The 25,645-nt window shown below is 40.4% G+C and carries 22 protein-coding genes and 1 riboswitch; of the genes, 5 read left to right on the forward strand and 17 right to left on the reverse strand.

Going from position 1 to position 25,645, the window contains the following annotated elements; all coding sequences use genetic code 11:
- Positions 1–4 precede the first annotated feature (4 nt).
- On the reverse strand, positions 5–610 hold the full coding sequence (locus tag B7E04_RS08305) for an LURP-one-related family protein (protein ID WP_080778231.1): 606 nt from the start codon (positions 608–610) through the stop codon (positions 5–7).
- A 386-nt stretch (positions 611–996) separates the two neighbouring features.
- Here B7E04_RS08305 and recR point away from each other — a divergent pair, with 386 nt between their 5' ends.
- Positions 997–1,608 (forward strand): recombination mediator RecR, encoded by a 612-nt coding sequence (gene recR / locus B7E04_RS08310; RefSeq protein ID WP_080778232.1) that lies wholly within the window; start codon positions 997–999, stop codon positions 1,606–1,608.
- A gap of 2 nt (positions 1,609–1,610) precedes the next feature.
- Positions 1,611–2,444: a glycosyltransferase family 2 protein gene (locus B7E04_RS08315; RefSeq protein ID WP_080778233.1), complete on the forward strand. Its 834-nt coding sequence runs from the start codon at positions 1,611–1,613 to the stop codon at positions 2,442–2,444.
- A gap of 51 nt (positions 2,445–2,495) precedes the next feature.
- Here B7E04_RS08315 and secG read toward each other — a convergent pair whose 3' ends face one another.
- The 3 genes from secG to B7E04_RS08330 form a co-directional block, all read right to left on the reverse strand.
- A complete protein-coding gene (gene secG / locus B7E04_RS08320) occupies positions 2,496–2,855 on the reverse strand; it encodes a preprotein translocase subunit SecG (RefSeq protein ID WP_080778234.1) in 360 nt (119 codons plus the stop codon).
- 132 nt (positions 2,856–2,987) lie between these two features.
- Positions 2,988–5,033, reverse strand: coding sequence for a M16 family metallopeptidase (locus B7E04_RS08325; protein WP_080778235.1), 2,046 nt, complete (start codon positions 5,031–5,033; stop codon positions 2,988–2,990).
- 54 nt (positions 5,034–5,087) lie between these two features.
- Positions 5,088–6,401: a M16 family metallopeptidase gene (locus B7E04_RS08330; RefSeq protein WP_062653211.1), complete on the reverse strand. Its 1,314-nt coding sequence runs from the start codon at positions 6,399–6,401 to the stop codon at positions 5,088–5,090.
- Between the two features lie 272 nt (positions 6,402–6,673).
- Here B7E04_RS08330 and B7E04_RS08335 point away from each other — a divergent pair, with 272 nt between their 5' ends.
- Together B7E04_RS08335 and B7E04_RS08340 are read left to right on the forward strand one after the other, a co-directional pair.
- Complete coding sequence (locus B7E04_RS08335; protein WP_080778236.1) at positions 6,674–9,004, forward strand: ATP-dependent helicase; 2,331 nt, start codon at positions 6,674–6,676, stop codon at positions 9,002–9,004.
- A 405-nt stretch (positions 9,005–9,409) separates the two neighbouring features.
- Entirely contained in the window at positions 9,410–12,136 is a 2,727-nt protein-coding gene (locus tag B7E04_RS08340) for a TonB-dependent receptor plug domain-containing protein (protein ID WP_080780622.1), read from the forward strand.
- Positions 12,137–12,437: 301 nt separating this feature from the next.
- On the opposite strand, the gene tenA is transcribed toward B7E04_RS08340, so the two are convergent.
- From tenA to B7E04_RS08380, 8 genes are all read right to left on the reverse strand, one after another.
- Entirely contained in the window at positions 12,438–13,088 is a 651-nt protein-coding gene (gene tenA, locus B7E04_RS08345) for a thiaminase II (RefSeq protein ID WP_080778237.1), read from the reverse strand.
- Positions 13,075–13,908, reverse strand: coding sequence for a bifunctional hydroxymethylpyrimidine kinase/phosphomethylpyrimidine kinase (gene thiD, locus B7E04_RS08350; RefSeq protein ID WP_080778238.1), 834 nt, complete (start codon positions 13,906–13,908; stop codon positions 13,075–13,077). The genes tenA and thiD overlap by 14 nt, the downstream gene beginning before the upstream one ends.
- Positions 13,905–14,540, reverse strand: coding sequence for a thiamine phosphate synthase (gene thiE, locus B7E04_RS08355; RefSeq protein ID WP_080778239.1), 636 nt, complete (start codon positions 14,538–14,540; stop codon positions 13,905–13,907). Before thiE ends, thiD begins: the two co-directional genes overlap by 4 nt.
- Positions 14,537–15,334, reverse strand: coding sequence for a hydroxyethylthiazole kinase (gene thiM / locus B7E04_RS08360; RefSeq protein WP_185117073.1), 798 nt, complete (start codon positions 15,332–15,334; stop codon positions 14,537–14,539). Before thiM ends, thiE begins: the two co-directional genes overlap by 4 nt.
- A 59-nt stretch (positions 15,335–15,393) precedes the next feature.
- Positions 15,394–15,486: riboswitch (TPP riboswitch) on the reverse strand.
- A gap of 54 nt (positions 15,487–15,540) precedes the next feature.
- On the reverse strand, positions 15,541–17,382 hold the full coding sequence (locus tag B7E04_RS08365; protein WP_080778240.1) for a carbon starvation CstA family protein: 1,842 nt from the start codon (positions 17,380–17,382) through the stop codon (positions 15,541–15,543).
- Between the two features lie 198 nt (positions 17,383–17,580).
- Positions 17,581–18,600 carry an alpha/beta hydrolase gene (locus tag B7E04_RS08370; protein ID WP_080778241.1) on the reverse strand — a complete coding sequence of 340 codons (1,020 nt, stop codon included), beginning with the start codon at positions 18,598–18,600 and terminating at the stop codon, positions 17,581–17,583.
- A 23-nt stretch (positions 18,601–18,623) separates the two neighbouring features.
- Positions 18,624–19,007 carry a DUF3037 domain-containing protein gene (locus B7E04_RS08375; protein ID WP_062653226.1) on the reverse strand — a complete coding sequence of 128 codons (384 nt, stop codon included), beginning with the start codon at positions 19,005–19,007 and terminating at the stop codon, positions 18,624–18,626.
- Positions 18,994–19,767: a HipA family kinase gene (locus B7E04_RS08380; RefSeq protein WP_062653228.1), complete on the reverse strand. Its 774-nt coding sequence runs from the start codon at positions 19,765–19,767 to the stop codon at positions 18,994–18,996. Before B7E04_RS08380 ends, B7E04_RS08375 begins: the two co-directional genes overlap by 14 nt.
- Before the next feature lie 145 nt (positions 19,768–19,912).
- Between B7E04_RS08380 and B7E04_RS08385 the strand changes: the two genes are divergently transcribed.
- Positions 19,913–20,755: an alpha/beta hydrolase family protein gene (locus B7E04_RS08385; protein WP_080778242.1), complete on the forward strand. Its 843-nt coding sequence runs from the start codon at positions 19,913–19,915 to the stop codon at positions 20,753–20,755.
- A 435-nt stretch (positions 20,756–21,190) separates the two neighbouring features.
- Here B7E04_RS08385 and B7E04_RS08390 read toward each other — a convergent pair whose 3' ends face one another.
- The 5 genes from B7E04_RS08390 to hppD all read right to left on the reverse strand — a co-directional run bounded on the left by B7E04_RS08390 (position 21,191) and on the right by hppD (position 25,498).
- Complete coding sequence (locus tag B7E04_RS08390; protein WP_080778243.1) at positions 21,191–22,015, reverse strand: flavin reductase family protein; 825 nt, start codon at positions 22,013–22,015, stop codon at positions 21,191–21,193.
- 63 nt (positions 22,016–22,078) lie between these two features.
- A complete protein-coding gene (locus tag B7E04_RS08395; protein ID WP_080778244.1) occupies positions 22,079–22,486 on the reverse strand; it encodes a GxxExxY protein in 408 nt (135 codons plus the stop codon).
- Positions 22,487–22,518: 32 nt separating this feature from the next.
- Positions 22,519–23,766 carry a fumarylacetoacetase gene (fahA, locus tag B7E04_RS08400; RefSeq protein WP_080778245.1) on the reverse strand — a complete coding sequence of 416 codons (1,248 nt, stop codon included), beginning with the start codon at positions 23,764–23,766 and terminating at the stop codon, positions 22,519–22,521.
- Between the two features lie 72 nt (positions 23,767–23,838).
- Positions 23,839–24,297: a hypothetical protein gene (locus tag B7E04_RS08405; RefSeq protein WP_080778246.1), complete on the reverse strand. Its 459-nt coding sequence runs from the start codon at positions 24,295–24,297 to the stop codon at positions 23,839–23,841.
- 70 nt (positions 24,298–24,367) lie between these two features.
- The gene (hppD, locus tag B7E04_RS08410) at positions 24,368–25,498 is read right to left on the reverse strand and encodes a 4-hydroxyphenylpyruvate dioxygenase (protein ID WP_080778247.1); all 1,131 of its coding nucleotides are present in this window, start codon (positions 25,496–25,498) and stop codon (positions 24,368–24,370) included.
- Positions 25,499–25,645: the final 147 nt, after the last annotated feature.

Here is a 25,645-nt window from a genome sequence, read left to right on the forward strand (position 1 = left end):
ATTTTTAGCCTCTGGCTCTTTCCAGAAGAACCATCATCAGTAAGGATAAGATTACTAAGCTTTCGTCTTCATCATCAATATCAATCATCCTGTCCAGCTGGAACCTTCTTCCGAAGAATGACGGCATTTTTTTTAGTTTAAAATATTCCTTTCCGTCTGTACCTCTTACCGTATAGGCCGGGTTAAGAAAGTATCCTGTAAACATCCCTATAAGTGGAATTTCACTGACCAGTCCATCAAAGAATTTTGTCCATCCATTATCTTCCGTAACAGTGAATTTAGGTTGGTCACCGGAGTCCAGAATATCATAGGTAGATTTCCATAATGAGCGCATTCCTTTTCTGGCCAGTCTTCCGTAGTTTTTGTTATCAGTAAGATCATTTAAAGAATAAGATGCATTGAAGTCAATCCACTGGTTGGCTCTGATCCTGAAAAGCTCCTTAGATTTACTTTCGTCATTGAAAACAATAACATCTTCCTTCAGTTTGAACATTTTCTGACGTACGTACGCTACATAGTTGCCGTTTCGGTCAGTAATATTGAAATCACTGGATAACGTTGAAATTTTAAATTTGAAATCCAGCGGATAGTTTAAATTTTTAAGAACCATTATGAGTCTGTTTTTTTCATATTAGAACCCAAAGATAGGGGTTTTTGAGGAACTGCGAAGTAAGAGTCAAGAGTAAGGCTCAGGAGCCAGGATTTTAGAATAGAGATATCAGATATTAGATATCAGATTTCAGATTTCAGACATCAGGCTGGTGGCTTCGGGAGCTTCAGCCTCCAGATATTTGTCATTAGTTCAATATTTCCGGCTTCACACCAGTCTACACTCTAAAACACTCAAACTCTATGACCCATAAATTCCGAAACCCATCACTTATAATTTATAACTCATAACCAAACTTACTCTCTAACTCTATAACCCTCAAACTCTGAAACTCTCAGACGCAAAAACCCGATCAATTCTCAACAATATTCACTATTTTTGTACTTATGGATTATCCTAGTAAAGTTTTATCAAAAGCTGTAGATGAAATTTCAGGGCTGCCCGGAATTGGGAGAAAAACAGCTTTGAGACTGGCATTACATCTGTTAAAACAACCCAGCTCCAGGGCCGTTAGTCTTGGAAACTCAGTGATCAACCTTGTCAACGAAATAAAATACTGCAAAGAATGTCACAATTTTTCAGATTTTGATGTCTGTGAGATCTGCAGTAATGAAAAAAGAAATGATGAGCTGATCTGCATTGTAGAAGATGTACGTGATGTGATCGCCATTGAGAACACCGGGAAATTTACCGGGAAATATCTCATCCTGGGCGGGAAAATATCACCTATGGAAGGCGTTGGTCCCAATCAGCTGAATATTCCCAGCATTGAAAGAAAGGTCAATGAAGGCAGGGTGAAAGAATTTATTTTTGCACTCAGTGCTACTATGGAAGGGGATACCACGGCCTACTATATTTATAAAAAATTCAAAAACTTCCATGTGAATTTTTCCAGTATTGCGCGCGGGATTTCCGTAGGTGATGAGCTGGAATACGCAGACGAAGTATCTTTAGGAAGATCCATCATCAACAGATTACCTTACAACGAAAAGGATTAGACATGAAATTGTCGATAATTATTGTTAATTATAATGTGACCGGGCTGCTGAGAAACTGCCTTCAATCTATCCGGAAATATACCGAAGGGGAAAATTATGAAGTGATTGTCATTGATAATGCCTCTACGGATGCTTCCTGGAGCGATCTTATTCCTGAGTTTCCAACCGTACACTTTATCTCTTCAGAACTTAACGGAGGCTTTGCCGTTGCCAATAATAAAGCGATTAAAACTGCAAACGGAGACTATGTTCTGCTTTTAAACCCTGATACGGAGCTGGAAGGCTTTTATATGAAAGACCTCCTTGATTTTGCAGATTCAAAACCGGATTTCGGATGCCTTGGGGTGAGAATGCATGACGCGGAAGGAAATTTTCTTCCGGAAAGCAAACGTTCTGTTCCTGATATGTTCAATTCTTTTGAGAAGCTGTTTACGAATTTTAAAAGAAGCGGTTCCAAATCGTACTACAGAAGTGATATTGATGAAACTGAAATTGCAGAAGTAGAGGTGGTGACCGGAGCCTTCCTGTTGATCAAAAGAGATGTCTATAATAAAATAGGGGGCCTTGATGAAACCTATTTTATGTACGGAGAAGATATTGATCTTTGTTATACACTGCTGAGAAACGGATATAAAAACTATTATTACGGAAACGCTTCACTTCTTCACCATAAAGGCGAAAGTACGGTTAAAGATGAGGTGTATCTTGAGAGGTTTTACGGAGCGATGCAGATCTTTATAGATAAGTATTATAAGGAATCCAAACCCATGCAATATTCATTTTTGAAAGCAGGGCTGAAGCTTCGCCACAAGATTGAAAAGATCAAACTAAAATAAAAAAGCAGTTCAATTTGAACTGCTTTTGCTTTATATAAGATGAATCTTGTATTATTTTGCCGGAGCTACAGGTGTCTGTTGAGCCGGGGTAGTAGTAGAAGCTGCCGGAGTAGTTGTTTGCTTTGCAGGAGCTTCTTTTTTTACGGGTTGTTGCTGTTGTGGCGCTGCTGTTGTCGGCTTACCGGTGATCACAACACTTATCAGGATAAGAACGATGATTACTGCGCCCAGAGTCCATGTTGCTTTTTCCATGAAATCATTGGTTCTCTGTACTCCGAACTGTGCAGAAGATGCACCTCCGAAAGTACTGGAAAGACCTCCTCCTTTGGGATTTTGAGCCATAACGATGATTACCAATAAGATGCTGGCAATCATAACAAGAACCATCAATAGTGTAAATATAGTATCCATTAATTCTGATATCTTTTTGAATGGGCAAATTTAATCTTTTTTTATCGAATGACAAAGAAGATCATCGTAAATGTTATTAAAAATAAAAACGGCAGCGTCAGCTGCCGTTTTTTCTATAATGTAAAAGGATTCTTATTTAAAATCAGAATCTTTAGCCTGGTTCATTTCGTATGATTTTACAGTCATCGTCATGTCCATACCCATTTGGTTTACCGTGATGGTAAATGGCATTTTTACTCCGCTCACATCCTTATAATTGGAGAACGTGGTAGGAATAGTTACTTCCTGTCCCTGCATTTTTTCAGTTTTGGTTTCTCCTGTTTTAAGACCTGTAGCTACGCTGTAATAGTAAGTGATACCATCTCCTTTAACAGCATAAGAATCTTCACCACCGATTTTTTCAATGCCGGCTACCTTGTATTCTGAAGATTTTGCAAAGCCAAGTTCATCAAAAAGCTCTGTGTTTTTCTGCTGCTCAGCAATCTCTTCTGCTGCCATAGGAACTTTTTGTCCGGACTGCTCAGAGTATCCTGTTTTACCATCAAATACCTGCTTCTGAACCACCTGTCCCATAACAGTAACAATGTTTAATTCTTTTCCGCCTTGTGCTCTTACGGTTTTAAAATCAATATTCTGTCCCTGCATAGACATGGAAGCGTTCATCGTGTAGGAAGAAATCTTGGCAAGATTAGCCTTTCCTCCGATGGCGTTGATGTATTTATCAACAATAGAAGCTACAGTTACTGCAGCGTCCACTTTTTGTACCGTCGGTTTTGCTACCGGATTAGCCTCCTTGTCATAATATTTTACAGGATATCCTAACTTTTCAAGTCCTTCAGAAATGTCAGAAGCTTTACCGGCGATAAAAATTCTGCTTTGGTTAGGAAGAATGTTCGCTTTTACAGCATTCGAAATATCCGCAGCCGTTACCTTATCAATTGATTTCAGATAGTTGGTATAAAAATCAGAAGGTAAATCCTGAACTTTTTGGTTTAAAGCAAATTTTGCGATGGTTTCCGGTTTTTCAAGGGACATGATGAAAGAACCTTTCAGTTTTGCTTTGGCATTGGCCAGTTCTTCAGGTTTTACCGTAGAAATAGCATTCAGTTCATTCATGAATTCCTTAACAGCTTTGTCTGTCACCTCGTTTCTTACGCTGGCGTCAGCTGAGAAATCAGAAGAATATTTATCGGCATTGATGTTGGAATAGGCTCCGTATGTAAATCCGTTTTTCTCACGAAGATTCATGAAAAGTCTGGCTTCACCACCTCCCCCAAGGATGTAGTTGGCCATTACTGCTGCGAAGTAGTTCGGATCCTTCATCTTAAGGTTGTTCAGGTTGTTCACAGAAACCACAGACTGCACTGCAGAAGGAACATCAACCACGTTGATCTCTGTTTTCGCAAGATTGGAAGCCGGCTCCAGAGCAGTTACAGGTGTATTGGCTTTTTTCCAGCCGCTGAATGCTTTTTCAACCAAAGATTTAACCTGGTCAAATTTCACATCACCAACAATTACCAGATAGGCATTATCAGGAGCGTAATATTTTTTGTATACATTTTGTACATCTGCTAATTGAATCTTGCTGATCGTAGCTTCTGTTTCAAATTCACCTCTGGAAGTATTCTTACCGTACATTAGTGCATTGGAAACTCTTGAAGCAATAGAAGACGCGTTTTTCTCATCTGCTTTTAATCCTTCCAGCGCTCTTTCTTTTGAGTTCTGGATTTCTTCAGCAGAGAATTTAGGATTGATAATGGCATCGGCCATCAGCCCCAGTACTTCAGGGAAATATTTCGAAAGGGAATTCGCAAAAGCACCGTTGGAAGAAAAGTTCAGGCTTGCTCCCAGATAATCTACTTTTTTGTTAAAATCCTCTTTGCTTAAGTTCGTGGTACCGTTTTCAAACTGTTCAGCCATGATAGAGCTTACTCCCGTTACATTTCCTTCAAGGAAAGGAGCTCTGTCCATAGAAAGTGTAGTGTTTACTCTTGGCAGTTTATTGTTTTCCACCACCATTACCGTAAGGCCGTTGCTCAGCTGGAACGTTTTTGGTTTTGCAATGTTGATAGAAGGGGTAGGTCCCGGTTTCGGCATTGCGTTAAGGTCTGTTTTTTGTGCTGAAACCGTTCCTGCGAATAAAAACGCTGCAGCTATATATGTTAATTGCTTTTTCATTTGTAAAAATTTAATTTTTAATAATCATATTTTAAACCTGAAAGTTTTAAATGATTACTTTTTTTCAGGAACGTAATTGATAATTACCCTTTGATTAGAGTTCAGATATTTCTTCGCTGCGTTCTGCAGATCCTGTCTTGTGATGGATCTGTAGATGTCAATTTCCTTATTGATCAAATTGGTATCTCCCATCAATACGTGGTTGGTTGCCAGTGAAGCGGCAATTCCCTGAATACTTGAGTTGGCATTTACAAACTGATTCTCATACTGGTTCTGAAGCTTCTGATAGTCTTCTTCAGAAATCAGGCCTGTCTGAAGTTTTTTGATTTCAGCATCAATGTCAGACTGTAAAGTCTGTTTGGTAGTCTGTCCCATCGGGATCGCGAAAAATGCGAAAATACTGTAATCCTCAAGACCCTGGTTGAAAGCCTGTACGGCAAGCGCTTTTTTATCCTGATCTACCAGTTTTTTGTATAGAACGGAAGATTTACCGTTGCTCAGGTAAGAAGAAAGCATATCAAGAACATATGCATCTTTTTCCTTGTTGGCCGGAGTTCTGTATGCGAAAATATATGCAGGAAGCTGGATATTAGGGTCTGTAGCCGTTACTTCTTTTTCCTGGGTGATAGGCGCATCTTTAGGGAAATCTTTAGGGTAAAGTGTTCCTTTTGGAATAGCTCCGTAATATTCGTTGATCCATTTCTTGGTCTGCTCAGGCTTGATATCTCCCGCAACCACTAATGTAGCATTGTTCGGAACATAGAATTTTTTATAGAAAGCCTGGAACTCATCCAGTTTTGCAGAGTTCAGATCTTCCATAGACCCAATGGTAGGCCAGTTATACGGGTGATTCGTAAATAAATTTTTCTGAATCGTCGGGAAAAGATTTCCATAAGGCTGGTTGTCCATTCTTAATCTTTTCTCTTCTTTTACAACCTCTCTCTGCGTGTCTACTCCCACCTGGTTGATCACGGCATGACGCATTCTTTCAGCTTCCATCCAAAGTCCAAGCTGCTCGTTGTTGGATGGGAAAGTTTCGTAGTAATACGTTCTGTCATTCGTTGTGTTGGCATTGTTTTGTCCTCCGTTTGAAGAAACTATTTTGAACCATTCGCCTCTTTTGATGTTCGGAGTTCCTTCAAAAAGAAGGTGCTCAAAGAAGTGGGCGAAACCTGTTCTTCCTTTTACTTCATCCTTCGCACCTACGTGGTACATTACCCCTGTAGTGACTACCGGTGCAGAATTGTCCTGATGAAGAATTACGTGAAGGCCGTTTGGCAGGTCATACTCTTCGAATTTAATTTGCTGTGCATTCAGTACCATTCCGAAGAAAGATGCGGCTGCAACAGAAAGAAGTCGCTTTTTCATAAAGTAGAAATTGTTTTGCACCAATTAGTAGGAAAAGTAGAGTAATTGTTACATTTCTACAGATATTTTTTTTAATTTTTTTGTTATTCTTAGAAGATGATTAATTATTCATGAAAATTTGCCATTCTGGTTTTTCTTTTTCTTTTCAGATCATTCAATCAGGATTTCCCTTACGCAATAGAACTTTCTGTCTTTTACCATCTCAAAATTAAACTCATAATTTGAATTGTCCTTTGAATACATTAATTTTGTGTTCCCAAATTTTTTGCAGCATGGATTATCTGAAAGGACTCAATGAATCACAATATGAAGCCGTTACCTCACTACAGGGACCTCTGATGGTTCTGGCAGGTGCCGGTTCCGGAAAAACACGTGTGCTTACCATGCGTATTGCCCACCTGATCCACAACGGAGTGGATCCTTTCAATATCCTGGCATTAACCTTTACAAACAAAGCGGCGCGTGAAATGAAGGAACGTATCGCGAAAGTAGTGGGAGACAGCAATGCAAGAAGCTTATGGATGGGAACTTTTCACTCGGTTTTTGCAAGAATCCTGAGAATTGAAGGCCATTATCTTGGATATCCTTCCAATTTTACGATCTACGACCAGCAGGATGCCCTGAATGTCATCAGAAAAGTAATTAAGGATATGAATATTGATGCCGATCTTTATAAACCTAAAAAAGTTCAGGCCAGAATTTCTACCTACAAAAACAACCTGATCACGGTAAAAGCGTATTTTAACAATCCGGAGCTGATGGAGGCCGATGAAAAAGCGAATATGAAATTCATCGGGAAGATCTACCAGAAATATGTGGAGGAATGCTTCAAAAACGGCGCGATGGATTTTGATGATCTCCTGCTGAAAACCAACGAACTGCTGACCCGTTTTCCGGAAGTATTGGCCAAATACCAGGACAGGTTCAGATACATCATGGTGGATGAGTACCAGGATACGAACCATTCCCAGTACCTTATTGTAAAGGCACTCGCTTCAAAATTCGAGAATATATGCGTAGTAGGGGATGATGCCCAGTCCATTTATTCCTTCCGTGGTGCCAATATTTATAACATCCTGAACTTTAAAAAAGATTATCCTGATGCCCTAACTGTTTCCCTGGAACAGAATTACCGTTCCACACAGAATATCGTAAACGCTGCGAACGTTGTTATTGCAAAAAACCTGCAGCAGTTTAAAAAGAACGTATTCAGTGATAATGAAGAGGGAGATAAGATCAAAATATACCGTTCCCTTTCCGATGCGGATGAAGCGAATTTCGTAGCCGGAAATATCTGGGAACTCAGAAATACAGATCAGAGAAAATACAGCGATTTCGCAATTTTATACAGGACAAACTCGCAGACCAGGGCATTTGAAGATGCGCTGAGACGTAAAAATATCCCATACAAGGTCTACGGGGGACTTTCTTTCTATCAGAGAAAGGAGGTAAAAGACCTCATTGCTTATCTGCGTCTTTTGGTCAATGAAAATGATTCTGAAGCGCTGATGAGAATTATCAATTATCCGGCAAGAGGAATTGGCGATACCACACAGAACAAACTGATTGTTTTTGCAGATGCACAAAACATTTCTGTTTCAAAAGTACTGGATAACCTGCCGATGTATGCTCCTCAGTTAGGGCTGAACAATGGTGTTCTCAACAAACTGAATGACTTCTGGTCCATGATCAAAGCTTTTCAGGTGCTGCTGAAAACAGATACAGCGTACAGTGTGGCGATGGAAGTGGCCAAACGCAGCGGACTGATCAAATTCTTAAAGGACGACCAGACGCCGGAAGGGATTTCCCGTGTGGAAAACGTACAGGAATTAATGAACTCCATGCAGGGGTTCATCGAAGAGCAGATGCAGCTGGAAGACGGAGACCCGAGCCTTCCGAATTTCCTGGAGAATATTGCCCTTTCTGCAGATACCCAGGATAAGAATACGGATGAAGATATGGTTTCTCTGATGACCATTCACCTTTCTAAAGGGTTGGAATTTCCTGTAGTTCATCTTGTGGGGCTTGAAGAAAACCTGTTTCCGAGTTTTATGAGCTCTGCCACCAGAGAAGACCTGGAAGAAGAGAGACGTTTATTTTATGTGGCCCTTACAAGAGCGGAAAAGAAAGTGTTTTTCTCTTATGCGGTTTCCCGTTTCCAATGGGGGAAAATTACCGATGCTGAACCTTCAAGGTTCCTGAGCGAAATAGATGAGGAGTACATTGAATTCTTAAATCCTGCCCTGGAAAAAAGATTCATCAATAATGCGGGAATCAAATCCAATATTTTTGATGATCATCCTTCCGAGCAGCGCTCATTTAAAAAAGTGGAAAAGAAAACCATAGAAAGAGGAGAGAGCTCCAAACCGGCACCGGAGGCCAGAAAACTGAAACCGGTGAGTACTGCAAAAATTATCAATCCAAGCGGTGCTTCTTCTCAGGATATCGAAGTGGGAGATAAAGTAAGACATGACCGTTTCGGAATCGGGGAAGTTTCTTTCCTGGATGGAACGGATCCACAGAACATCAAAGCAAAAGTGATCTTCGTTCATGAAGGGGAGAAAAACCTGATCTTAAAATACGCCAAGCTTACAAAAATATAGCGGTTATTTTTTCAGCAGCAAACTGACAGTGAAAATTCAAAACGGATTCCGATGGATTCCGTTTTTTTATTGGATTTTTTTAATCGCAAAGAAAAACAAAGAATTTATTTTCTTAATGGTATTTAAAGTTAAACAAAGGCGTAAACTTATTAAAAGTAAAACAATCCCGTCCGGTTTGTTTGTATTTCAAAAATAAGCGAAGCGGCTTTGTTTTTCTTTTGAAAGGTATGCTTTTCATCACTTTTGTTTGTCATTGCGATAAAGTAATTTCAGCTATTAGTTTATCCCAGGATAGAAGAAAACTATTATGTCCTTTTATAAAACAAAAGTCTACTTTTTTTGTAGACTAATAATTTTGTTTTACATTTGCCACTTCAAAAAAACATAAACTATAAATTGAAGGGTATGAAAAATAAAAATACTATTGTATCTGCTTCCGTACTGTTTTTCCTCGGAACTTATGCTTTCGGGCAGGAGAAACCAAAGGACAGTGTAAAGACCAATACCGTGGAAGAAGTGGTTGTACTGGGGTCCAGAGGCGGCGCGAGATCAAAAACAGACAGTCCGGTTCCCGTGGATGTCTTCAATATAAAAGAAACATCCGTGGTGCTTCCGCAGTCAAGCATCGGGCAGATTTTAAATGCGGTGGCTCCCTCGTTCACGTCTACTATCCAGACCAATTCGGATGGTACGGATCACCTGGATCCTGCTCAGCTGAGAGGTTTGGGCCCGGATCAGGTTCTGGTGTTGGTGAATGGAAAGAGAAGACATACTTCAGCGCTGGTCAATGTGAATGGTACACCGGGAAGAGGAACCGTAGGAACGGATTTAAATTCTATTCCCTCATTTGCATTAAACAGGATTGAAGTGCTGCGTGACGGGGCTTCAGCTCAATACGGATCGGATGCTATTGCCGGAGTGATCAACCTTGAATTGAAAAGAGATACCGGAAAACTGACCGGGCAGGTAAGTTACGGAGGAAATTTAACCCCAGCAGCCAATGACCATACCGGAAATTTCGACGGACAGAATATTCAGGTTGACCTTAACTATGGTAATAAAATAGGTAGCAAAGGCGGTTTTTATAATATTACGTGGTCCTCACAGTTCAGAAACCCGACTTCCCGGGCCGGAGCTGAAAGCGGAGCCATCTATAATGCGTACAATGCTATTGAAAGACGTGCCCTGAACGATGGAGTCAATCTGTCTTCATTGTTTACCAATATCAATAACGTCCCGAATTCCCAGCAGCTAATCAATTATATTCATCAATATGCCCAGGGTGTCAATTATTTTTCCCAGGATCTTCAAAATAAGATTCAAAATGCCAATACCATCACTGCACTTCAAGGCCTGCTAAAAGGAGATTTTACAGACCAGGAACTGGCCTACAGAGGACTGGATCGGAAAGATTTCAATATGCAGGTGGGTCAATCGAAACTGAACAACCACCAGCTTTTCGCCAATATTGAGGTTCCTTTGAATGATGACTGGAAAGTTTATTCGTTTGGCGGCTACAGTTTCAGGCATGGAAGTTCGGGAGGGTTTTACAGGAAACCGAATCAGAGCCGGACCTTTACAGGGCTGTATTCAGACGGATATCTGCCTCAGATCGGGACGGATATTCAGGATTTGTCGCTTTCAGCGGGAATTAAAGGAAATTGGGAAGGATGGCATATTGATTTGAGCAATACATTCGGACAGAATTCATTTACCTATAATATAAGGAACACAGGAAATACATCGTTGCGGTTTGCTTCTCCCGATGAATTTGATGCTGGGGGCCTAAGGTTTTCCCAGAACACCATCAACCTTGATTTTTCCAAAAAATATGACGTCTGGAGTGGAATTAATGTAGCCTTCGGAGCCGAGCACCGGTATGAAAACTTTAAAATAACCCAAGGTGATGAAGCGTCCTATACAACTTACGATGCGGCAGGAAATGTCTGGAATAATACCAGCCCGAGAGCTACTGATTTCTTTGGAAACGCACTTCCGGGAGGTTCTCAGGTGTTCGGGGGATTTAAACCGGTCAACGCAATTGATAAGAACAGACAGGCAGTGGCAGCTTATGCGGATGTGGAATTTAATTTCACCAACTGGTTACTGGTAGATGCTGCAGCGAGGTATGAGAATTATTCAGATTTTGGATCAACATTTAATTATAAGTTGGCGTCAAGGATTAAAGTGGCTCCTGATTTTAATATAAGATTAGCCGGCTCTACCGGATTCAGGGCACCTTCCATTCACCAGATCTATTACAATGTGACTTCTACACTGTTTACCAACAGTCAGCTGCTGGAGGTAGGAACATTCAGCAATGATTCAAAGATCGCAGAACAGCTCGGGATGCCAAAACTGAAACAGGAAACCTCTAAATCGGCAAGCGTTGGATTTACCTACAGGATTCCTTCTACAGGACTGACTTTCACGGCAGACGGTTATTTTACAAAAATCAACAACAGGATTATTCTTACAGACCAGTTCTTAAGGGCTGATGTACCCGCCGGAGCGCAAATTGCCTTTGATGACCAGAACGTAAATGCCGCACAGTTTTTTACCAATGCCATTGATACTGAAACAAAAGGGATAGATCTAGTGATCTCTCATAATGCCAGATTTTCCGGGTTAAAGCTGGAAAATAGTTTTGCGGCCAATATCAGTGAGACCAGAAAAGTGGGGGATGTCCATTCCTCAGGACTGCTTCAGTCTCCTAATCTTGAAAAGATCTATTTTTCAGAAAAGTCGAGAGTGTATCTTGAAGAGGCCGTTCCAAGAGTAAAAGCAAGCTTATCCCATACGCTTTCCTGGAAAAATGCAAGCGTTTATCTGAGAAATACCTATTTCGGAAAGGTGACGGGTGCGGATATTATTGATGCCAACGGTGATGGAATTACAGAATTCAACGAGCATCAGCAGATCGGGGACAAGATCATTACAGATCTTTCTCTGGCTTATCAGTTTACAAAAAATGTCGGGTTTACTCTGGGAGTCAACAACCTGTTTGATATCTATCCGGATAAAAACCTGACGGCCTCTACCAACAATGACCAGTTTATTTATTCCCGCTCTACTTCCCAGTTTGGGCAGAACGGGAGGTATGTGTTCACAAGGCTTAATTTTAATTTTTAAATGATAAGTTGGAACATCGCAAAGACGCAAGATATTCTAATATTATGTGGTCAAGGCGCAAAGATTTTATCTCCGATAAAATTGAGAACCGTTAAAATCTATCCATTCAACCTTGCTGAAAATCTTTGATTTTCTTGCGCCTTAACCACAGTCGCACTGTAAAAACTTTGCGCCCTTGCGTTTACCAAAAAAGTTTAATATGCATAGGACAAAAGATATTGTGTTGCTTTTAAACTAAAAAGTTTCAATAAAAACTATATTAAAAAGCGGATTCTACCTTGAATCCGCTTTTATTTTTTTACTATTTCCAGGTTTTAAGTTCATACGCTGCCTCCCAGAAATGGAATTCCATCCTCGAAGACATGATAAAAGCTTCCGTCATCTTTTTCCTGTTTTCCTCTGTACTGTTTTCGGCTAACCGGTTACAGATCGCAATGGCCTGGTCTACAGCAGCGGAAAACTCATCCCCGCCATACGTTTCAATCCACTTTTGATAAGGATTATTAACAGAATTCTGATGTTTGTAAATATAGTCACCAACTTCTCTGTAAATCCAGAAACAGGGCAGGACTGCTGCCACGGCAATTTCTACTGATTCAAAAGCGGCGGTGCTTCTCAGGAAATGAATATAGTGATGGCATGCAGGTTGCAAAACGCCTTTATCCGTTACTCCAAAATCAACGAAATAGGATTCATGCAGAGCATTTTCCACTACAATCGCGTTTTCAGCAAAGCGCATAAAGGCCAGTACATCGGGAAGATTCTGGATTTTTGAAGCGATCAGGGATAAAGTTCTCCCGAAATGTTCAAGATATAAAGAATCCTGGGCCATATAAAATCGGAATTTATCCCCAGGTAAAGTTCCTTCTGATAATTCTTTGATAAAGGGCATGTCCAGGATGGACTCATAACTTTGTTCTATAGCTTTCCAGGTGTATTCAGACCATTTCATTTTTAATAAGTTTTTGAGGATTGAAAAAGTGATTCAGCGGACCGTTTCCAAGACCGGTTTGTACATCTTTACCGTTTTCTATGGCTTGATAGACGTAATCCTGTCCAAGAGCAACAGATTCATATAAAGTTTTACCCCGGGCCAGATAAGCTGCAATGGCAGAAGAAAGCGTGCAGCCTGAACCATGGGTATTATTTGTATTAAATTTTACAGTTTCAAAAGAATGGTCATTCCCATGCTCATCATGAAATAAAGAAGTAATGGTTGAGGTTTCCTGGTGTCCGCCTTTAAGAAGTATGCTTTTACAGCCCAGCTTTTTTATTTCTTTTCCTGCAGTGTAAAGGTCTTCCAGGGTTTCTACTTTCATTTTTGCTAAAATAGAGGCCTCGTCCATATTTGGGGTAATGACATCGGCAATCGGGAAAAGCTTTTCTGTGATGGCAATTATCGTATCTTCCTCAATCAGCCGGTGGCCGCTGGTCGCAACCATGACAGGATCAAAAACAATCGGGATTTTTTTATATTTTCCCAATGTTGATACAATGGTTTCAACAAGCTGTGGGGTATGAACCATCCCGATTTTTATAGCATCGGGAAAAATATCATCCAGAATCGCTTCAATCTGATCGGCTACAGCTTCTACAGGAATTGGATAAATTTTCCGTACTCCCTGCGTATTCTGTACCGGTAGCGCCGTTAATACCGAAGTTGAAAAACATCCAAGGGCAGAAGCCGTTTTTATATCAGCCTGGATCCCTGCGCCACCGCTTCCGTCGAATCCTGCAATGGTGAGTACTGACGGATATCTGTATTTTTTCATTTTAAAATTTTATTTTTTAGTTCATAGGCTGCCTTTTGAGGATCAGCAGCATTACAGATCGCAGAAACTACAGCGATGCAATCTGCACCGGCGTTAATCACCTCTCTGGCATTCCCGTGATGAATATTGCCGATAGCAACTAAAGGCTTTTCCGTAAGCTTTCTGATGGTTGCAATCCCATCAAGTCCCCATTCAGTTATGGTATCTGTTTTCGTATCGGTTCTGAATACGGGACTTATTCCAAGATAATCGGAAACCGCCGTCTGTTCATTGTCGAGCTGGGACAGGTATTCAATAGAGTAGCCGATAATTTTTTCACGGAAAATAAGCTGCTGTCTGAGATCAACAGGAGCGGCATCACTATTGCCCACATGGATACCGGCAGCGTTTACCTGTTCCGCAACTGATATATTATCGTTGATGATGATGGGAACTGAATATTGATCTGTGATTTCTTTCAGCTGCCTGGCTTTTGTAAGAAAAGAAGCAGTATCCGTATTTTTTTCCCTGAGCTGAATGACATCCACTCCGCCAAGAATGGCCTGCTCGGCAACGTGCAGAAAATTTCTTCCCTTGCAGTCGGCTTCAGAAATCACCAGATAGAGCTGATAAGGAAAAGGATGTAAAGTCATTTCAACTCTATTTTTAAGCGGTTGAAAAATTCCTGCTCAGTCATTGTATATAAGCGGTCAATCAGATTGACCTGAAGGCTTCCAGGTCCCTTACTTTCTTCTGCGGCCAGCTCACCGGCAATACCTATTAAAGCCATGGCAGCAGCTACAGCAGATACTTTATCTTCTGTAATTCCTATAAATGCACCGGTTAAAGCCGTCGCAGAACATCCAAGACCGGTTACTCTTGTCATCAGCGGATGTCCGTTTCTGATAAAAATTTCCTTTTGATCTGCTAAAATAATATCGGTCTCGCCGGAAATGCAGACAATTGTTTTGTACTGTTCCACAAGACTGCGCGCTGCGTCTACAGCTTCGTTACTTTGTGCAGTGCTGTCTACTCCTTTTGTAACGGTGGTATTGGCTTTGACTAATGCGATAATTTCTGAAGCATTGCCTCTGATGACGGTGGGCTGGTATTGCAGCAGTTGATTTAAAACCTGATCCCTGAATGAAGTGGCTCCGGCTCCCACAGGATCCAAAACCCAGGGTTTTCCAGTAGAATGGGCAGTTTCAGCTGCCATGACCATAGATTCCGACCAGTATTCATCAAGGGTACCAATATTAACAACCACTGAATGGGCAATGCCGATCATTTCCTGAATTTCAGATTTTGCGTGCGCCATGATAGGTGAGGCTCCTGCAGCCAGAAGGGCATTGGCCGTATTGTTCATCACTACATAATTGGTAATGTTATGAACCAGAGGAGATTGTTGTCTGACGAGCTGTACCAGTTCCCAAAGAATTTTTTCCATTGTTATCATTTAAATAAAAATAGCTTCAGGAAAAATCCAAACAAAAAGTACACTGTCAACAATGTAATTTTGCTTTTTCCTACGTCGGTGTAAGCCGTATCAGGTTCAAAGGGACTCTCTCAATTCTTTTCAGAATACCCCTAAAGCAAAACAAATGTATAAAAATTATCAGAGCAGGCAAAGATTCACAAAACATTTATAGGTTTCTATCTTTCTACAAGCTCTTTAACAGGCTCCCCGTAATAATCCGTCACTGTGGTTTTGATTTTCAGAAGCTGATACCATTTGATAAAAGCTCCAAAGAAAACAATCAGCATCAGGACTATGGCTGTTACTGCTAAAGCCGCCAATAAATACTGCTCTTTGGGAAGATAGATTGCGGTAACCTGAATATAGCCTGCCCAGAACGTAATTCCGGCCATAAAAACTCCCGGAATTGCCGAGCATAATGCATATTTTCCCCTGTTCATCCGGATCAGCATCGTTGTACATACGATCAGTCCACAGGCTGCGAGGAGCTGGTTACTGATCCCGAATAACGGCCAGATGCTGCTTACATTTCCTGTAAACACCAGATATCCCCAGGCAAAAGTAAACAGGAGGCTGCTGATAATAATTCCCGGAATCCAGTTCTTATCATTGAATTTCGGGATCACGGAACCCAGCATTTCCTGTAAAAAGAAACGACCCACTCTTGTTCCCGCATCAATAGCAGTAAGAATAAATACCGCTTCGAACATGATCGCGAAATTATACCAATACGCAGTCAGCTGGTCCATATACGGGATTTTATTGAAAATATGAGCCATTCCAACGGCCAGAGACACCGCTCCACCAGTTCTTCCGTGAAGTTCGATGCCTATTTTTTGTGAATAATAATCAATGTCTACCCCATGAAGGGAAGGATGGGCGGCCAGAAAAGCATCATAGGATTCTTTTGGGGTATTGATCGCAAAATAATCTCCAGGCATTAGAGTACAGGCCGCAATCAGGGCCATTAAAGCCACAAAACCTTCCACCAGCATTGCTCCGTAGCCTACAAAAAGGATTTCTTTTTCTTTGTTAAGCATCTTAGGGGTTGTTCCCGTTGCAATCACGGCATGGAAACCGGAAATAGCACCACATGCGATCACAATGAAAATAAAAGGAAGCACAGGTCCCCCGATAACAGGCCCGCCACCGTTCACAAACTCCGTAAGGGCCGGCATCTGAATGGTAGGGTGGATCACAATAACCCCTACAGCAAGCATGATGATGGTTCCTATTTTAAGATACGTTGAAAGGTAGTCTCTCGGCACTAATAGAAGCCATACCGGAAGTACGGAAGCCAGAAAACCATATAACGGTATTGCGATGGAAATGGTTTTAATGTCCCATGTAAAAAGATTGTTCATGGTTTCGTTCTGCATCAGGCTGTGTCCGCCGATAATTCCGGCCACTAAAAGAATACCGCCCAGGATGCTGGCAAAAAGGACGCTGTTTTTTCGGTATCTCATAATCAAGCCCATAATTACTGCAATGGGCATTGTAATGACTACGGTGAAAAGAGACCATGAAGCTTCATGCATCGCATTGATGCAGGCCAGTGACAGACCGGCCAATGTAAGAATGAGGATAAACAGAATGGCAAACCCGGCAACAGTTCCGGTGGTTTTTCCTATTTCTTTAGAGGCAATGGTAGCAAGACTCTGACCTTTATGCCTTACAGAAGCAAATAAGACAACCATATCATGTACACCCCCGCCGAGCACACAGCCGATCAGGATCCATAAAGCACCCGGTAAATAACCGAACTGAGCTGCCAGCACAGGCCCTACCAGAGGTCCGGCAGCGGCTATAGCGGCAAAGTGGTGGCCGAAAAGAACATTTTTATTGGTGGCTACATAGTCTTTACCATCAGCAAATTCTACGGCCGGTGTAGTATTTTTATCATTAAGCCTTAATACTCTATTAGCAATAAAAATCCCGTAAAAACGATACGCGATCGCAAAGATCAGTAGGGATACAAAGATCAGGGTAAGGGCATTGGTGTTATTTAGAAAATCCATATCATCGGTTTTTTAAGCGTGAATAATTAAAAATATCGGATGTTTTGTTAAGAATAATTTAAACAAAAGCCAAGTTAATTATTTTAGACATAAAAATTGATGAAATGTATATCAATTTAGCAATTTTATACAGGTGCGTATTTTAGTTTCCTGATTTTTAGTTATTTATTGACTTGTTTTGCAGGGACTTGTATATTGCTATTTCCTTTGAGAAACGATAAAATCCACCATCTGACCAATAAGCTGGTCCATGTATACTTTATCTGTTGTTTTGAAACCATGAATACCATCTTCAACGATGATCAGACTGGTTTGAATATTATTTCTTTTCAGCTTCCGATGGAGTTTCTTAGATTGCTTCATCGGCATTATTTTATCCTTATTTCCCTGGACAATCAGAGTGGGAACGCCTGCTGCAACATAAGTAACCGGAGAAATGGTCTTGAAATATTCTACAACCTTAGTTTTATCTTTTTTAATATCGTAACCGGACAATCCCCGAACAAGGTCTGTCCTGAGATCCACAATTTTTTTAGCTGCCAGTCCGAAAAAGAAGACAGGAACTTTTCCCAGCCTTGTGTGCAATAACTGATTCATATCCGCCGGGCCATAATGATCTACCACATAATTTACTTTCGCTGAATAATTGGCAAGCTCAGGATTTCCCGGAAATTCGGTATCCGGTGTATAAGCGGCAAGCATAGAGAGGTGTGCACCTGAAGAAGCTCCGAAGAACCCGATATTATCAGGATCAAAATGATACTGTGCTGCATTTTTTCTTACCCACCTTACTGCATCTTTGGTGTCCTCCAAAGGAAGTGGAAAATGGGTACTGTCATTCAGAAGGGTATAGTCAATGCTTACTACAGCGTATTTTTTTTCCAGAAGTTTAGAGATAAATGTTTCAATATAGCTGCCTTCCGGAATCATTTTATCTCCTTTTACCCAGGCACCTCCGTGTACATAGATGACCACCGGAATTTTTTCGGTCTCCACATTTTTAGGAATGTAAATATCCAGCGCCAGTGGATTTCCTATTGTGTTGGTTTTGTAGATGACCTCTTCAGAAACCGTTGAGATTTCGGGTAGAAGGCTGCTTTTCTTTGGAGCAGTCTCCAGTTGGTTTTGTGCATTGCTTAAACTGAATGAGGCTAAGGCGAAAACAAAAAACAGGTTTATAAAAAACCTGTAGACTGATATGTTCGTTGATAATTTCATAAGATACTTTTTGTGGTGTAGTGTTATACCACTAACTCCTCAAAAAGTTTACCAAAGGTCTTTTCCAGATCCTGGGTTTTTCCCGGATGAGGTCGTGAAGTCTGAACAGAAGAGCTTCTTACAGCTGTCAGCCAGCGGAAACGTTCGGGGATATCCATCAGGGCAACCGGGCCTCCGTCTTTGTCACCGTTGGCGATTTTCTGGAAGCTTTCGAGATTCTGCAGAACATCTTCAAAATCCATTTTACTGTCCATCAGTTTGAATTTATCAGGACACAAGTGAAATTCCATGCGGATGAATTTCTCTTTTTTGGAAAACATCACAAGACCGATATTGAAGAATTCTTCTCTTTCAACTTTCGGTACCAAGCGGATAACCGCGTATTCGTATATTTTATTTTCTAGCATTCTGGGCTTCATTTACAAATATTTGGGAATTTTCTAATCTCGTTTTCAAAAACTGAAAATAGATCTCTCGGATCTCTTCTGGGGTCTCATCGGCATCATTCCAATGGAGCCAGTCCTCCGGAATTAAGTTGACGATTTCTCTGAATAAATTGTCATTCAGTACGGTATGGGCAAATTGATCTGCCTCGTTCAGCATTTTAGCTTTCGGAAGCAGGACATGATCTTTTACATATTTGAATGGGGTTTTCGCTGCAGCATCAAAATTCTGCCATGAATGGTGGAAGTAAAAGGATGCCCCGTTATCGATCACCCAAAGTTCCTTATGCCACATCAGAAGATTGGTATTTTTAAAAGTACGGTCGATGTTGGTGATAAACGCATCCAGCCAGACGATTTTTGAAGCCAGGAGCGGATCTACTGTTACGCCGGGGTCATACGTGATAGAGCCTGAAAGGTAGTGCAGCCCCAGATTCAGCCCTTCTGAGAATTTCAAAAGATCCTGAATTTCCTCATCAGCTTCTGCTCTTCCGAAATCAACATCCAGATTCACGAGAACCAGTTCCGGAATTTTAAGCCCTAAAGCCTCGGTAATCTTACCGCCCAGAAGTTCAGAGATCAGCATCTTTACCCCATGGCCGGCACCCCGGAATTTCAGCACATATTTAAAATCATCATCAGCTTCTGCCAAAGCAGGAAGAGAGCCTCCTTCTCTTAAGGGAAGGATATAACGCATGACGGTTACGGTTCTTAAATCCAGCATGCCACAAAAATAAGGTAAATTTTATAACTATTAAATCAATTCTGTGTATAAGAATAACTTTTTAGGGTAGATATTTTTTTATATATTTCGATAAGGTGAAAATATCAGATTCAACTGCTGTTTAAGATCATATTAAAAAAATTATATGGAATTAATAAAAAAGATTAATATACAACTGAAAAATCCGGAAACCCGCGATTTTCTGGCCGATGCCTGTTATCCGGATACAAGTGAAAAATTGCCGCTGGTCATTTTTGTTCATGGCTACAAAGGCTATAAAGATTGGGGCGCCTGGAACCTGATGGCTGAAAAGATGGCTGCTGCAGGCTTTTTCTTTGTTAAATTTAATTTTTCCCATAACGGAACCACTGTTGAAGATCCCCATCAATTCGGGGACCTGGAAGCTTTTGGGAATAATAATTACTCCAAAGAGCTTTCAGACCTTGGCGTTGTGATTGATCATTTTGTAAAAGATCCTCATGTGGACGACCAGAAAATCATTCTGATCGGCCATAGCAGGGGAGGAGGAATTTCCATTATCAAGACCTATGAAGATGAAAGGATCAATGGACTGATTACACTGGCCAGTGTTGATACTTTAGAACGATTTCCGAGAGATATGGCGCTCGCAAACTGGAAAGAAGAAGGCGTATATTATGTGCTGAATGGCCGTACAAAACAGGAAATGCCTCACTATTATCAGTTTTACGAAGATTTTGAAAAGGATATTCATCGTTTTGATGTAGAGCGGGCGACGGAAATGGCCAAGGCTTATGTACTGATTGTCCACGGAACCCATGATGAAAGCGTAAGTGTAAAAAATGCCGAGCATCTTCATATCCTTAATCCCAATTCAGAATTGTTCCTGGTTGACAATGCGGATCATACTTTCGGATCAAAGGAGCCGTGGACAGAGAAGGAACTTCCGCACCACCTGAATACGGTTACTGAAAAATGTATTGATTTTATCAGGAAAAATATGGTTTAAGATGATAAGAAATCAATAAAGGAGTAGATTGACTATTAAAAAAAGCTGCATGATCTGCACAATCTGCGCGAGGAGAAATTATGAGTTGGATAAGCGCAAAGACGCAAGGCCAATTTCTAAACGTTAGATTTAAGGCGCAAGAAAATCGAAGATTTTCAGCTATTCCTTAATGTTCGCAATGACCATGTGAAATTTTATCGGAGATAAAATCCTTGCGCCTTATAACACTCGGGTAGGAAAAATCTTGCGGCCTTGCGATTTCCAACGATGATAATTTTTTAAACGCAAAGGATTATGATTTGTGTATTTTAAGAAGGCAAAGAGGAAATCAACAAGTTGATTTTGATGAAGCGTTTATTGAAAAATTACAGCGGAAATTTTAAAAATAACAAACCCAGTCTGTAATTAGACCGGGTTTTATTTTTATTTGTACAATTATTTTATTGTCAGAAATGTCCAGGCCTCTTCAATCCTGCTTTCAAGTAATAGTTTTTGTGCATCCAGGTGGATGTTTTCATCAGCATGAAAATCACCTGCGGGAAGTATTTCAACGTTGGCGAGCATTCCCAGATCATTTCCTGTAAATACTTTGCTGTATTTGATGGAATCCGGAAGAAGATCAAACCCGATTCCTTTTGTTACCAAAGGTTTCGGAACTTCAAAAAGGCTGTTCTCATTGCTTCTGGAATACCAGTTGCTTCCCAAGCGGGCTACCATATCCAGTTTTTGCTGATCCAGATTTCCGGTTTCATTCAGATATTCTTCCCTGATATGGATTTTCTGCACTTCACAGATCACAAGATTTCCGGCACCACCCTGATCCCCAAGGGATTTCACCTCTAAAACTTTACATTCAAAATTCACCGGGCACTCTGCAATGAGTTTAGGCTGTACCAGATCTGCATCTTTCATGGTAAGGCCGGATTTAATAAACTCATTCACACCGGTTTCATATTCTGTGGAAGCCAGAGAAATCTGCTGGACAATTGGAAAATTTACCGTCCCGATCACTACCTCAGGAACTTCCAGAACATTTTCCAGCGTATGTTTGGTGGTATTGTCACGGACTCTCCTCGATGGTGAAAAAATCAATATCGGAGGAACGGTACTGAACATATTAAAAAAACTGAACGGCGATAAATTGATGGTTCCGTTTTTATCTACCGTTGAAGCAAGTGCAATAGGGCGTGGTGATACAGCGGTCTGCATAATGGTCTGAAGCTGTACGGGGGATAATTCGGAGGGGATTACTGTTTTCATTGTTTATTAATTAACCACAAAAGTCACAAAAGCTTATTAAGTAAGAATAGCTGTTTTTTAAGTTCAAAAAAGCATGTTGTAGTATTTGTTTACAAAAGTTTCCTGTCCTCCATGATACAGATTTTTTACGTTAAAATTGACTAAGATTCCTTTGGGTTTCTTCATTAAATTAATATAATTTAAAATTTGGGAACGATGAATATCATTAAATTCAACGACTGCTTTTAATTCAACAACAATTAAATCTTCAACAAGAAAGTCACAAAAAAAGTCGCACTTTATTTCTTTGCCTTTGTAAAACACAGGAACTTTCAGTTCTGATTTAAAATTTATATTTCTTAACCTGAATTCTTCTTCCAGACATTTATGATACACACTTTCCAACAAACCGGCGCCTAGAATTTTGTGAACTTCTATGCAGGCGCCGTTTATCTTATATGTCAGATCAGTTAAATATGACTGTGTAATCATAAAATCTTTTGTGACTTTTGTGGTTAAAGATATTAAACCGTTGGAATAATTTTTCCGGAAACTTCACCAAAGCCTACTCTTACTCCGTCTTTTTCTGCCCAGGCTTTCATCGTAACGGTATCATTATCTTCAATGAACTTTCTTTCCTGGCCGTTGCTTAGCTGTAGCGGATTTTGCCCTCTCCAGGTTAATTCCAGCATAGATCCGAAAGATTTTGGATCACTACCTGAAATGGTTCCGCTGGCATACATATCGCCAACCTCCACATTACAGCCGTTTACGGTATGATGGGCTAACTGCTGGGTCATATTCCAGTACATATGTTTGTAATTGCTTTCGCAAACAAGGTTTTCTTCACCATTTTCGGGCTGGATATAGACTTCAAGGTTGATATCATAATTTTTATCGCCTTCAAATTTTAAATAGTCTAAAACTTCAGGATCCTGTTTTGGAGAAGCGGTTCTGAAGGGTTCAAGGGCTTCAAGGGTAACGACCCAAGGAGAAATGGATGAACCAAAGTTCTTGGCAAGGAACGGCCCCAGTGGAACATATTCCCAGGCCTGGATATCTCTTGCTGACCAGTCGTTGAATACCACCATTCCGAAAATAGCATCTTCAGCGTCTTTTGTAGAGATGCTTTCGCCCATTTCCGTATTCTTGTTGATGATGAAAGCCATTTCCAGCTCAAAATCCAACTGCTTGCTTGGTCCGAATAGCGGTTTTTCTGCATCTGCAGGTTTGGTCTGGCCTTTCGGACGGTTAATATCTGTTCCTGAAACCACAATAGAGGAAGCTCTTCCGTGATAGCCTACCGGAAGGTGTTTCCAGTTGGGAAGAAGTGCATTGGCAGGATCGCGGAACATTTTTCCTACATTCGTGGCATGCTCGATGCTGCTGTAAAAATCGGTATAATTCGGGATGTGTACAGGCATCATCATTTTTACTTTATCCAGGTCATAGAATGCATCCTCGATGGTTTTTTCATCCTTGGACAAAGCAGAACCTTCCTGAAGGATTTCCTGAATTCTGGCGCGGACTGCGTTGGTGGTCGGTTTTCCCAATTCGATAAACTCGTTGATAGTATAGGCTTCAAAAACATTGTCGCCCAATCCTTCAATGTCTTCAAAATAACCAAGGTCATACAGGGTGGCAAGATCAACAACCTGATCTCCGATCCTTGTACAGCATCCGATATATTCTTTATTAAAAACTGCTACTCCGAAAGGAATATTATGTATAGAAAAGTCTGAATCTGAAGAATATTCTACAAATGATTTCATAATGTTTTGGAATTAAATTAAAATGGTAAGATAACAAATCTGTGAAGATATGCTATCCTGATTTTTTGGGAATTATTTCTTTTTGGAATAAGAGGCTTCATCAATCCATCTGGCTTTTGTATTGACGTCTATCAGATACAGGATATCGTCCTGTTTGGTCAGCAGCAGAGTTTTGGTTACCGGCATCGGAACTTTTTTATTTTCAAGCTTGTCTGCCCGCAGGGAAATGATGTTTTTTCTTCTGACAATATCACCTGTAAAAACATTTGAGCTGCTTTCTCCCGTTGCTTTGTCATCAAAAACTTCCACATAGGTAGCATTGTTTCCTTTGATGATGATGAAATCCCTTTCTGTATGATCTGCCTCATCTTTGATGAAAACAAATTTTTTGTTGTCAATATTTACACTTTCAAGATGCTGATTGATTCCTTTTCTTGCTTCCAGGCGGTTAAGGATTTCATTCAGGGTACCATACTGAGCTTTAAGCCCTAAAGTTCCAAAAAATAAAATCCCGATTAAAATTTTTCTCATAATATGTGCTTTTATAAAAAAGTTTTGTCAAGACTGTTCATCCTGACAAAACTTATTATTTAATTGTAAATTAAAGATTTCCTCTTCGCTCTTGCTCTCTTTCCAGTGCTTCGAATAATGCTTTGAAGTTTCCGGCACCAAAACTCTGTGCACCGTGTCTTTCAATGATTTCGAAGAAAAGGGTAGGGCGGTCTTCTACAGGCTTCGTAAAGATCTGAAGCAGATAACCTTCTTCATCATGATCAATAAGGATGCCTAACTGCTGTAATTTTTTAATATCTTCATCAATATGGCCCACTCTTTCCGGAACCATATCGTAATAAGCCTCTGGTGGAGCGGAAAGGAACTCTACACCACGCTTCTTCAGTTCAGTTACGGTGTGGATGATATCCTTTGTAGCCACAGCAATGTGCTGAACGCCTTCTCCTTCATAGAAATCAAGATATTCTTCTACCTGGGATTTCTTTTTACCTTCTGCAGGCTCATTGATAGGGAATTTTGCATATCCGTTTCCGTTGGACATTACTTTAGACATTAAAGCTGAATATTCCGTATTGATCTGTTTGTCGTCAAAAGAAAGGATGTTTACAAATCCCATTACTTTTTCGTACCATTCCACAGTGGGGATCATTCTGTTCCAGTCTACATTTCCTACACAGTGGTCTACATATAATAAACCTGCCTCTTCAGGATTGTAGTCACTTTCCCACTTTTCATATCCTGGCATGAAAGCTCCGGTGTAATTTTTTCTTTCGATGAACATGTGTACTGTTTCACCGTAGGTATAAATTCCGGACATTCTCACTTCTCCGCTGTCATCTGTTAAAGTAACCGGCTCCAGGTAAGGTTTTCCGCCTCTTTTTGTAGTTTCTTCGAAAGCCTGGTACGCGTCATCTACCCAAAGTGCCAAAATTTTCACTCCATCACCGTGTTTTTTTACGTGTTCGCTGATTGGTGATTCGGATTTAAGCCCGGTTGTTAGTACCAATCTTATCTTCCCCTGTTGAAGAACATAAGAAGCACGGTCTCTTACTCCTGTTTCAGGACCCGCATATGCTACAGACTGAAAACCGAAAGCGGTTTTATAATAATGGGCAGCCTGTTTTGCATTTCCTACATAAAACTCAATGTAATCTGTACCGTTGATCGGTAAAAAATTCTCAGCTTGAGCAATTTTTTCGGCAAATGTAAGTGTTGACATAGTTCTATTTTTACTTTTATTTTAATGTATGCAAATTACAAAAATCTTATAAATAGCGAAAATATTGGGGAGGATTCCTGAAATATACTTAACATAAAATTAAAGAAGTGTTCATTTAAGTATATTTAAGTTTCTTTATAATAAAAA

The organism is Chryseobacterium phocaeense (assembly GCF_900169075.1).
In the GTDB taxonomy this organism is placed as follows: domain Bacteria; phylum Bacteroidota; class Bacteroidia; order Flavobacteriales; family Weeksellaceae; genus Chryseobacterium; species Chryseobacterium phocaeense.